This window comes from Eudoraea sp. (genome assembly GCF_049665975.1).
Classification (GTDB): Bacteria; Bacteroidota; Bacteroidia; order Flavobacteriales; family Flavobacteriaceae; genus Eudoraea.
The window spans coordinates 1-11,542 of sequence record NZ_JBATGR010000479.1; the positions used below are offsets into that span (position 1 = coordinate 1).

Here is an 11,542-nt window from a genome sequence, read left to right on the forward strand (position 1 = left end):
GTGAATACGAGCAAAAGACTTTACAAGGACCGCCGCTACGCCTAAATGTCTGGGCTGCATAGCCGCGTGTTCACGGGAAGATCCTTCCCCATAATTATGATCACCAACTACAATGGTCTTTATACCCCTGGCCTTATATGCTCTCTGCGTATCTGGTACCCCGCCATATTCTCCACTTAATTGATTTTTTACAAAATTGGTCTTTTTGTTAAAAGCATTTACCGCGCCTATCAAGGTATTATTTGCAATATTATCCAAATGCCCTCGGTATCTGAGCCATGGACCAGCCATTGAAATATGGTCTGTTGTACATTTACCAAATGCTTTAATAAGAAGCTTCATATTTTGAAGACTATCCGCAGAAATTGGCACAAAAGGTTCCAAAACCTGCAGCCTCTCAGAATCTTCTGCTACGACTACTTCAACCCCACTACCATCTTCATCTGGTGCCAGGTACCCGGCATCTTCAACCTCAAAACCTTTTGGAGGTAATTCAATTCCTTCGGGTTCTTTTAATTTAACTTCCTTTCCATCTTCATTTATTAGTGTATCGTTCATAGGGTCAAAGTCTAACCTTCCCGAAAGTGCAATGGCTGCTACCATTTCCGGAGAACCCACAAAAGCATGTGTGTTGGGGTTACCATCTGCCCTTTTAGAAAAATTACGGTTAAAAGAGTGTACAATAGTATTTTTCTCTTGCCCTTTGAGGTCACTTCTGTCCCATTGTCCAATACAAGGACCACATGCGTTGGTAAAAATGGTAGCCCCCAGGTTTTCAAATATCTGCAGTAAGCCGTCTCGTTCCGCAGTATATCTGATCTGTTCTGATCCTGGATTAATTCCAAAATCAGACTTAGGTTTTATTTTATTGTCTACAGCTTGCTTTGCAATAGATGCAGCCCTGGTTAAATCTTCATAAGAAGAATTAGTACATGACCCAATAAGCCCCCAATCAACCTGAATGGGCCAGTCATTTGCCCTGGCTTTAGGACCTAGTTCACCAACAGGTGTTGCCAAATCCGGGGTAAAAGGACCATTAAGATGTGGTCTTAGATCATTTAAATTTATTTCAATAAGTTCATCGAAATATTTTTCCGGTTCTGCATAGACCTCTGAATCTGCTGTCAGATAATCCTTTACCTCGTTTGCCGCATCTGCAATAGCACTTCTGTCTGTTGCACGCAGATATCTTTCCATGGAGGCATCATAACCGAAGGTGGAAGTAGTAGCCCCGATTTCTGCACCCATATTACATATTGTACCTTTACCTGTGCAAGAAAGATTCTTAGCCCCTTCTCCAAAATATTCCACAATTGCTCCGGTTCCACCTTTTACAGTTAGAATACCAGCAACTTTTAAGATGACATCCTTAGCTGAAGTCCAACCAGAAATATTTCCAGTGAGTTTAACCCCAATTAATTTTGGAAACTTGAGTTCCCATGCCATGCCTGCCATTACATCAACAGCATCTGCTCCTCCAACACCAATGGCTAACATTCCCAAACCTCCAGCATTTACAGTATGTGAGTCTGTCCCTATCATCATACCGCCTGGAAAAGCATAGTTTTCCAAAACCACCTGATGAATAATTCCAGCTCCTGGTTTCCAAAAACCTATTCCGTATTTATTTGAAACTGATTCTAAAAAGCTGAATACCTCAGCACTTGTGCTATTGGCAGTTTTTAAATCAATAGCCGCCCCGCTCTTTGCCTGGATTAAATGATCGCAATGGACCGTAGTGGGAACTGCAACCTTAGGCTTGCCTGCCTGCATAAACTGCAGTAGTGCCATCTGAGCTGTGGCATCCTGGCACGCCACTCTATCCGGTGCAAAATCCACATAATCCTTACCTCGTTTAAAGGCTTTTGTGGGTTCTCCCTCCCAAAGATGGGCATATAGTATTTTCTCGGAAAGCGTTAATGGTCTTCCAACTATATCGCGAGCCTTGTCAATACGTTCTGCTATATTGGCGTAAACCCCCTTAATCATGTCAATATCAAATGCCATTATTTTGAGTTTTTTCAGTTAATTGAATTCCGTAAAATTAGTAAAATACGCGTGGTAAAGGAAATTTTTAGAATGGGATTACGCATAAATTTTGGATATATGAATAATTTATTTTCAAATCCATCCGAGTTTAAGAAAATAGGAAATCGGTTTTCGTATGAATAAGAGATTCTATGCTTTTTATAAGCTTCAGACCTATTCGAAAAACGATCGTATATCTTCTTCATAGAATGCGCATGATGATATTGTTTAAAGAAGTTTATTTATGATATCCTCTTCCGAGATACCTTCGGCTTCTGCCTTATAATTTTTAATTATTCTATGTCTTAGAATGCCCATTGCAACTGCCTGTACATCTTCTATATCCGGGGAGAACTTGCCATTAATTGCAGCGTGGGCCTTGGCTCCTAAAATAAGGTTCTGAGAAGCTCGTGGTCCGGCACCCCAATCCAGGTATTGTTTCACATAATCTGAAGAAGTATCTAATCCAGGGCGGGTACTGCTCACTAGTTTTACCGCATAATCCACAACATTGTCCGGAACAGGTATTCTTCTAACCAAATGCTGAACTTCTAATATTTCATCGGCATTCAATAAGGCATTCACCTCAGGAAATTCATCATTGGTAGTTGCTTTAACCACTTGTGTTTCTTCCTCAACAGATGGATATTTTAACTCTATTGCAAACATAAATCTATCCAGCTGCGCTTCCGGAAGAGGATAAGTACCTTCCTGTTCAATGGGGTTTTGCGTAGCAAGAACAAAATATGGCAGCGAAAGTTTATGTTGCACACCTGTTATGGTTACTGCCCTTTCCTGCATAGCCTCTAAAAGAGCTGCTTGTGTTTTAGGTGGTGTTCTATTAATCTCATCTGCCAGAATTATATTGGCAAAAATAGGGCCTTTAATAAATTTGAAATTCCTATTCTGGTCTAATATCTCACTTCCTAAAATATCACTGGGCATCAAGTCAGGGGTAAACTGTATTCTTTTAAAGTCGAGCCCTAAAGTACGGGCAATTGTATTTACCATTAAAGTTTTGGCCAATCCGGGTACCCCGATGAGTAAGGAATGACCCCCGGTATAAATAGATAAAAGTATTTGGTCAATTACCAAGTCCTGGCCTACAATTATTTTGGCTATTTCCTTTCTTAAAGCCTTATGCTTGGCTACTAAATTGTTGATTGCTGTAACATCAGACATCCGGCTATTCCTTTATCCATTTATTGGCGAATTCACAATTTACATTATCACCGCCAACACTTACATAAGTGTCTGCAATATGATCATTAAGCCATTTTCTAATAGTAGTAAACTGCTTATCTCTTAGTGCAAGTTCCTGAATTTTAATATAGTCCTGGGCAAAATTTGCTTCGTGCTCATCATATCTGTTAGAAACCATCAAAATCTTATACCTGGGAGGACCCCCATTTGCATCCTGCTCCAGTGTAGGTTGCGATATTTCGTTATCTTTTAAATTCCTTACCTGATTATATAGAGATGGATCCATCTTAGTAAGTTCAAAATGCGAATCAAAATTAATTGGATTTCTTAATAACCCCCCGTCAAACTTAGTTTCTTTTTCGTCTGAAAAATTCAATGCCGCTTCGGCGAAAGTATATTTCCCATCCATCAGCTGCTTTCTGATAGAATCTAACTCAACTCTGGCTTTATCAATTGAAGATTGAGGTATCTCTGGTTGCAACAGAATATGCCGCAAGTCCAGTTCCTGGCCTCTTATCTTTTCAATATATATGATATGGTACCCAAAAGTAGTTTCAAATGGATCGGAAATTTCTCCCTGGCGCAAGCTAAAAGCCACATCCTTAAATTCTTTTACAAAAGGTGTTTCCCTTGTCATGCTGTAAAAACCACCTTTGGATTTAGAGCCAGGATCCTGTGAATATAATATTGCTTTTACGCTAAAGCTAGCATCATTATCTTCGCAATCTGCCTTTATTTCATTTAACTTATTAATTGTTTTCTGTTTTTCCTCTTCAGGAATTTCAGGTATTTTAACTATCTGAGAAATTTCAAGTTCTGCACCAAATACAGGTTTTTCATCCTCGGGAATTTTTTTAAAAAATTGTCTTACTTCCTCAGGGGTTACTTCTATTTCACTGATAATTTTTTGCTGCATTTTCTCCGATAGCATTCTCAACTTATTGATATTGTGCAATTCTTCCCGGAAATCTTCAACGCTTTCTTTATTGTAAAAATCAAGAACCTTTTGCATAGAACCCACCTGCTGCACCAATTGTTGTATTTGACGGTCACTGGTAGCATTTACCTCATCATCAGACACCAAAATACTATCCTGCACAGCTTGATGCGCATATAAACGGTCTTCCATTAATTTACCCAATAACCCGCAGTGCGTAATATCGTCCATAGAAGCTCCCTGGCTACGCAAGTCTATCAATGTTTTTTCTATATCCGAATCCAGAATCAAGTAATCCCCAACTACCGCCGAAATTCCATCAAGCTTAATTCTCTTAAATGTATTTACAGTATCCTTTTTAACTTCAATATCAGCCACCACAACAGTTTCTGGTGGCTCCAATTGAGTATCAGGGATAGAATCATTTACCTGTGCATGCGCACCGATAAAGACAATAAAAAAACATAAAAACAACAATATGTCATTGCTGTTTGTCATACACTTCAAATACTTTTTCCTTAGTTGCTTCATCTATAATTTCTGTTTCCAGTTTTCTAATGTAGTCCAATTTTCTTCTATTAAGAAGTACTTGTCTTATGGTAGGTTCGATATATGAGAGTGGTGCAATTTCATTAACATCAACCACATCGTTTATCTTTGTCAAATATACCCCCATTGAGTCCTGTAATTCAAAAAATTGTGATTTTTTTAAGTATCTGTCTTCATTATCAATATTCAAGGGAGGAATTTCTTCAATCACACGCGAGGCAGAAACCCAAAGTGAGTCATTAAAATTCAATTTTTTAAATTGTACCCCTATGGAATCCAAATATTTAATGTCTTCCTGATTAAATCTCTTTAAACTCTCGGTTACTTCTTTTGTATTAAGAAATTGTAAGGGTAATTCAATAAACCTGAGTTTAATGATTTTTTCCTTGAGCTTAAAATTTTCTTTCTCTTCTTCGTAAAACCTGCTTAATTCTCCCTGGGAGATAACCGTATCTTTTGCCTGATTTACCAGGGCTTCTTTATAGGCCCTTGTATATAGATCTGTGCGGTAATTAGAGACCAATTGTTCAAATTCTGCGATCTTTTCATCGGGTAAATTAATCTTGGCTTTTTCCAGGAGTATCTGTTTTGTTGCCCAATTATTTATATAATTCGTAACCATAGATGCGCTATCCTGTTTTGTGATATTTTCACCCAGCACGGCCACAACCTCATTCCAATACAAATAAGTATCCCCTACCCTTGCCAATGGTTCTTCGTTTGCATCATTCTTCAAAAATGAATTACAAGAAAATAAAAACAAAACCCAGGCGGCGATTCCTATATGTATTCCTATTTTTTTTGTCTGTAGTTTTAAAAAGTGCATTCGACAAAAATAAGAATTAAATCGTGCTGAACAAGTAATAACAATATGGATTAACAGATTTTTAGTACCTCCATATTTTTATTTATTACATTAGTAGGGTTAACAACTAAAATATTATGAAGTATACTTCAGAAATTACAGTCAGTCTTTCTCGTGACGAAGTACATAAAAAACTGGATAATCCAGAAAACATGAAACATTGGCAGGAAGGACTATTAGGTTATAAACAATTGTCTGAAGAGCCCACAAAAGAAGGTGCACAAATGGAATTATATTATAAAATTGGCAAACGGGAGATGACACTAATTGAAACAATCATAGTGAATAACTTTCCTTATGAATTTCATGCTACCTATCATGCGAAAGGTGTTCATAATATTCAAAAGAATTATTTTGAAGTTATTGATGACTGCACAACAAGGTGGATATCCGAGTCAGAATTTCAGTTTTCAGGATTTATGATGAAATTAATGGGGTTTATTATGCCTGGGGCGTTTAAAAAGCAATCTAAAAAATCACTAAGTGATTTTAAAGCATTTGCAGAGAAAGGCATCTCGGTAGCTAAATAACAAGAATAAATATGAGTAGAAAAATTAAATTGATCTGGGATTTTAGAGGGCCTACAGCAAAAGAAGTTGCCATGCATCACGAAAAACATTTGAAAGATTATATCGAGGCTGAAAATTTGAGCCCAAACATTACCGGAAATACAGACTTAAGTTCTATGCACAGTATTGCTTATATGGTGGTCGAAGAAGTTAATATGACCGGTGTGCGTGACGCCCTAATACCCCATAGGGGAGAAGTTTATTCAGAAAAGCAGAACTAACTAAATATTCGTTGTCTTGAAAGCTTTAAAACTGGCAATTCTCTTTCTATTATTATCAATGGCATGTAAGACCAAGAGCAAAGAAAATAATCCAATGGAATTGGTTTTGGGTTCTCAAAATATGGCAATCAGAAATGTTATTGATAGTGTTGATCAATATGAAGTCCAAATACTTTATACACAAATAGACCGACGTGGTGATAGTATTATCCTAACTGATTATGAATTTCAGTTAGATGATATGAAATACTTCTATCCGGCCAGTACCGTTAAATTACCAATTGCCGTTCTGGCCCTGGAGAAATTAAATTTTACAGATTCTTTAAATAGAGATACGCGCTACTACATTGAAGGAGATTCTGTTGAAAATACTTTTGCAGAAGACATCTCTAAAATATTGGCTGTTAGTGACAATCATGCAAACAACAGATTACTTGAATTCCAGGGACAAGATGATATTAATTTGAGGCTTAGAAACAAGGGAATATTTCCTGTGAGAATTTCACACAGACTAGGTGTACATTCCGATGATGTAACCACCAAGCCCCTTATTTATTATATAAACGACAGCACTACCGGAACATCTGCGTCTATAATAAACACAGAACCTTTATCACTTAGTTTAGAGCGAATAAAAAAGGGTGTTGGGTATTACGAAAAGGACTCATTAGTAAATAACCCTTTTGATTTCAGCTATAAAAATTATTACCCGGTTAGTTCACAACACGGAGTATTGAAAAGATTAATATTCCCGGAATTATTCAAGACAAATGAAAGGTTTAACCTTAGTGAGGATCAAAGAGAATTTCTGTTAACCGCAATGCATACATTACCCAAAGACGCAGGTTATGACCAAGAAGAGTTTTACGACAGTTACTGCAAATTTTTTATATATGGAGATTCAAAAGAAAATATTCCCAAACACATTAAAATTTATAATAAAGTAGGATTTGCCTACGGTACCCTAACTGATTGTGCTTATATAACAGATGAAAAAAATAAGGTAGAATTTATGCTCACCGCAACCATTTTAGTTAATGAAGATGGGATTTTCAACGACGATAAATATGAATATGATGAGATAGGTATTCCCTTTTTAGCCGCCTTAGGAAGGGAATTTTACAATTATGCGCTTGAAACAAAAAAAGCACCGTAAAAACGGTGCTTTTAACTTTAAAAAAGTATACTATTAGGGCATAACAACATCTTCAATGATATGGATGACCCCATTTGAAGCCATAACATCAGTTTTGGTGACTTTGCTGTAATTTCCGCTCTGATCCATTAAATAGATCCCGTCGTCTTTAGAAACTGCCGTAAGCATTTCCCCGTTGAGGGTTTTTAATTCGGCTTTCCCGTTTCCTGCTTCTAATGCTGCAACAACTGCCGCGGCGTCAACTTTTCCTGCTACTACATGATACGTTAAAATAGCAGCTAATTGTTCTTTGTTTTCAGGAGCTAGAAGTGAATTCATAGTGTTTGAATCAATTTTAGCAAAACCTGCGTTTACAGGGGCAAATACAGTAAAGGGACCATCTCCCTGAAGGGCAGTTACAAGGTCTGCAGCTTGCAAAGCACTTACCAGGGTTGAGAAATCATCTACAGAAACGGCGATATCTACTATGTCCATAGAATTGTCTTGTGCGGAGGTAGTTTGAGCAGAAAATAATAGAGCTACCATTGAGAGAATTAAATAAATTTTTTTCATAATTTGTTTAAAGATTAATTATTAGTAATTATTTATGTGCATTATGCATTATTAGATACGCATTGATGAGGGCCGTGGATGAGGAAAGTGATTTTTTATCATATCTTTAACATAAGTTTATGGCAGCAGACCTGAAAGACACAGAATTCATCAATAAACTTCTCAATGGAGATAAGAATGCCTTATATCTCCTATATGACAAGTACTCAGGAGCACTTTATGGGGTAATACTAAGAATGTGTAGAGAAGAAGATTTAGCCAAAGACCTTCTTCAGGAAAGTTTTATTAAAATTTGGCAAAATATAGGCTCGTATGATGCTGAGAAAGGCAAATTCTATACATGGGCCTATAGGATCGCTAAAAACACGACCTTAAATGCGCTTCGAAAATCTACGCCACTCATCCAATCGGAAGATTTAAGTGTATATGAAAATAAGAATGCTGATCTGGAGGCGACAGATTATACGGCTTTAAAAGGGATTTTATCCGATTTGGAACCTCACCATCAGCAAGCAATTGATCTGGTTTATTTTAAAGGCCTTACACATCGGGAGGCCCATAAGACAATGAATGTTCCCCTGGGTTCTTTTAAATCATACATAAGACAAGCCCTTGTGAAATTACGGGAAAGACGTTCAGAACTTTCATTGCTTATATTATTAATAGAAGTTTTTGGAAATGGATAAGAAAAAGATATTAGAAGACGGTCTTTTAGAGCAGTATCTTTTGGGAGAACTTTCAGATGAACAGGAATTCCTTATTCAAAAGGTACTAAAAGAGGATGCTGATTTAAGAAGTATATTTGAAGGGCTTGAAGAAGAATTTCAAAATATAGCCTTTGAAAATGCTATTCAACCACCTGATAGCGTAAAAATAGCATTAAGTGAGGCTTTGAAGACCAATGGTGAAACCACAAAAGTAAGGGACATTTCTGTTCTTAAAAAAAGTGATACATTCAATTATGGCCGACTTGCTGTAGCGGCCAGTCTTGCTGCAATTTTTGCATTAAGTTCCTTTTGGTTTTACAACAGATGGCAGGCCGCAGAAGACAACCTAACAGTACTGCAGGAACAGACTGTTGCCTTGCAGGATCGTTTGTCAAATTTGGAACAAACATTTGAAGTTGCCAGTCAGCGCTATCAGTCCATAAACAACCGTAATGTAATTCCTTTGTTACTTAAGGGCAATAGGATATTACCAGAATCAAGAGCAGTGGCATACGTAAATCATACTACAAAAAGTGTTATGGTAAATTCACAGGGCCTTCCGCCTTTGGAGAAAGATAAAACATATCAAATGTGGGCCGATGTTGATGGCGTAATGATAAATATGGGTCTGTTACCGGCGGATACAGATTTGATCCCTTTAAAATATATAGACAGGGCCGAATCTTTTAATATCACCATTGAACCAGCCGGCGGTAATGACCATCCTACGGTTGAAAACCTGATCTCTAATGTCCTGCTTTAAAACAAACAGGATGCAGAGCAGGATTAATTTAAACATTTAGTCCAAAACACTTTGTTTAACTGGTTTCCCATAAAGGTCAAAGTCTGCCGCATCTGTAATTTCAAGTTCTACGAATTCTCCAATTTTAACATAGAAGTTCTTTGCATCAACCAAAACTTCATTATCCACATCCGGAGAATCGTATTCGGTTCTTCCAATAAAATAATTTCCTTCCTTACGATCAATAATACAACGAAATACCTTACCTATTTTCTCCTGGTTTAACTGCCATGAAATACCGGATTGAAGCTCCATTATTTCGTTCGCCCTTTGTTGTTTCACCTCTTCCTGCACATCATCTTCCAGTTTATAAGCATGGGTGTTCTCTTCATGGCTATAAGTAAAGCAGCCAAGTCGTTCAAACCGCATTTCTGATACCCAGTTCTTTAAGGTCAGAAAATCATCCTCCGTTTCACCCGGATAGCCCACAATTAGTGTGGTTCTGATGGCCATATCCGGAACAATCTGCCTAAAATCTTTTAAAAGCCCGGTAGTTTTGGCTTTTGTAGTTCCTCTGCGCATGCTCTTAAGGATAGGATCCGAAATATGTTGCAACGGTATGTCGAGATACTTACAGATTTTTGGTTCTTTTTTCATAACCTCAAGTACATCCATTGGAAACCCTGTTGGAAAGGCATAATGAAGACGAATCCATTCTATTCCTTCCACCTTGGCAAGTTCCTTTAGTAATTCGGCAAGGTTTCTCTTTTTATAAAGATCAAGTCCGTAATATGTTAAGTCCTGAGCAATTAGTATAAGTTCTTTGACCCCATTAGATGCCAGTTTTTGAGATTCTAAAACCAATTCCTCTATTGGCTTACTCCTGTGCTTACCGCGCATTAATGGTATTGCACAAAAAGAACAAGGCCTGTCGCAACCTTCTGCAATCTTCAAATAGGCATAATTTTTCGGGGTGGTTGTTAAGCGTTCCCCAATTAATTCATGTTTGTAATCTGCCCCCAGGGCCTTTAACAAATTAGGTAGATCACTGGTCCCAAAATATTCATCAACATTAGGAATTTCCTTTTCCAGATCCGGCTTATAACGCTCACTCAAACATCCTGTAACAAAAACTTTATCTACCTCTCCTGATTGCTTTTTATCTACATATTCCAAAATGGTATTCACGCTTTCCTCTTTGGCATTAGCTATAAAACCACAGGTATTTATGACTACTATATTCCCTTCCTCTTCATGCACTACCTCTTTATCATTAGCTCTGAGTTGTCCCATAAGAACCTCAGAGTCGTAGACATTTTTGGAACATCCCAGGGTTACAACATTTATTCTATTTTTCTTTACCGACTTTGTTCGCATGGGTTTTCTTTAGCCGTGCAAAAATACAATACAATAGAAGAAGAGCCACCTTTTAACAAGAATTCTTCTCATTCTGCGTTAAACCATTAATAGTAGTATTGGTCTAATTAGAAATTAAAACCATATGAAACACCAAATTCAAGGACTATTTTTAATTATCATATTCCTGGGCTGTTCGGCATGTTCCAATAATTCAGATGATTTAAACGATGAGATAATTGAAGAAAATCCGGATGCATCTTTGTATTTTCCAAACACTGCTTCTGATGATTGGGCAACTGTTAGCCCTGAAGAATTAGGTTGGAATACAAACAATAAACAGCCACTGATAGATTTCCTTGAGGAAAAGGATACCAAGGCATTTCTAATTTTAAAAGATGGCAAAATTGCCATGGAAGAATACTTCGGAACTTTTAAGAAGGACAGCGTCTGGTATTGGGCATCGGCAGGTAAAACCCTAACGGCGTTCACAGTTGGTATTGCACAAGAAAAGCAATTGCTGGATCTGAATGATAAAACTTCCGATTACCTGGGTGAAGGCTGGACCTCCGCTCCTGCAGACAAAGAAAATTTGATAACTATATGGAATCAATTGACCATTACAAGTGGCTTAAAAGACACCGCATTTGATTGTGT

12 protein-coding genes are annotated in these 11,542 nt (G+C 37.4%); 6 read left to right on the top strand and 6 right to left on the bottom strand.

Annotation, left to right across the window (positions count from 1 at the left end; genetic code table 11):
* The 4 genes from WBN20_RS15395 to WBN20_RS15410 all read right to left on the bottom strand — a co-directional run.
* On the bottom strand, positions 1–2,007 hold a 2,007-nt coding region (locus tag WBN20_RS15395; RefSeq protein WP_424282320.1), incomplete at its 3' end, for an aconitate hydratase.
* Between the two features lie 249 nt (positions 2,008–2,256).
* Positions 2,257–3,210 (bottom strand): AAA family ATPase, encoded by a 954-nt coding sequence (locus WBN20_RS15400; RefSeq protein WP_424282321.1) that lies wholly within the window; start codon positions 3,208–3,210, stop codon positions 2,257–2,259.
* A 4-nt stretch (positions 3,211–3,214) separates the two neighbouring features.
* Entirely contained in the window at positions 3,215–4,666 is a 1,452-nt protein-coding gene (locus tag WBN20_RS15405; RefSeq protein ID WP_424274954.1) for a peptidylprolyl isomerase, read from the bottom strand.
* On the bottom strand, positions 4,650–5,453 hold the full coding sequence (locus WBN20_RS15410; RefSeq protein ID WP_424272888.1) for a peptidyl-prolyl cis-trans isomerase: 804 nt from the start codon (positions 5,451–5,453) through the stop codon (positions 4,650–4,652). Before WBN20_RS15410 ends, WBN20_RS15405 begins: the two co-directional genes overlap by 17 nt.
* Before the next feature lie 206 nt (positions 5,454–5,659).
* Between WBN20_RS15410 and WBN20_RS15415 the strand changes: the two genes are divergently transcribed.
* From WBN20_RS15415 to WBN20_RS15425, 3 genes are read left to right on the top strand one after another with little or no spacing between them, the layout of a single operon-like run.
* Positions 5,660–6,112, top strand: a complete 453-nt coding sequence (locus WBN20_RS15415) for an SRPBCC family protein (protein ID WP_424282322.1) — start codon at positions 5,660–5,662, stop codon at positions 6,110–6,112.
* An 11-nt stretch (positions 6,113–6,123) separates the two neighbouring features.
* Positions 6,124–6,372, top strand: a complete 249-nt coding sequence (locus WBN20_RS15420) for a hypothetical protein (RefSeq protein WP_424282323.1) — start codon at positions 6,124–6,126, stop codon at positions 6,370–6,372.
* Between the two features lie 16 nt (positions 6,373–6,388).
* Positions 6,389–7,528, top strand: a complete 1,140-nt coding sequence (locus WBN20_RS15425; protein WP_424282324.1) for a serine hydrolase — start codon at positions 6,389–6,391, stop codon at positions 7,526–7,528.
* Between the two features lie 33 nt (positions 7,529–7,561).
* On the opposite strand, the gene WBN20_RS15430 is transcribed toward WBN20_RS15425, so the two are convergent.
* Complete coding sequence (locus WBN20_RS15430; RefSeq protein ID WP_424282325.1) at positions 7,562–8,080, bottom strand: fasciclin domain-containing protein; 519 nt, start codon at positions 8,078–8,080, stop codon at positions 7,562–7,564.
* 119 nt (positions 8,081–8,199) lie between these two features.
* On the opposite strand from WBN20_RS15430, the gene WBN20_RS15435 reads away from it, so the two are divergent.
* Together WBN20_RS15435 and WBN20_RS15440 are read left to right on the top strand one after the other, a co-directional pair.
* On the top strand, positions 8,200–8,766 hold the full coding sequence (locus tag WBN20_RS15435; RefSeq protein ID WP_424282326.1) for an RNA polymerase sigma factor: 567 nt from the start codon (positions 8,200–8,202) through the stop codon (positions 8,764–8,766).
* Complete coding sequence (locus WBN20_RS15440) at positions 8,759–9,550, top strand: anti-sigma factor (protein ID WP_424282327.1); 792 nt, start codon at positions 8,759–8,761, stop codon at positions 9,548–9,550. The genes WBN20_RS15435 and WBN20_RS15440 overlap by 8 nt, the downstream gene beginning before the upstream one ends.
* Positions 9,551–9,586: 36 nt before the next feature.
* On the opposite strand, the gene rimO is transcribed toward WBN20_RS15440, so the two are convergent.
* Positions 9,587–10,906 (bottom strand): 30S ribosomal protein S12 methylthiotransferase RimO, encoded by a 1,320-nt coding sequence (gene rimO / locus WBN20_RS15445; protein ID WP_424282328.1) that lies wholly within the window; start codon positions 10,904–10,906, stop codon positions 9,587–9,589.
* Between the two features lie 124 nt (positions 10,907–11,030).
* On the opposite strand from rimO, the gene WBN20_RS15450 reads away from it, so the two are divergent.
* Positions 11,031–11,542, top strand: a 512-nt coding sequence (locus WBN20_RS15450; protein WP_424282329.1) for a serine hydrolase, incomplete at its 3' end; no start/stop codon positions are given.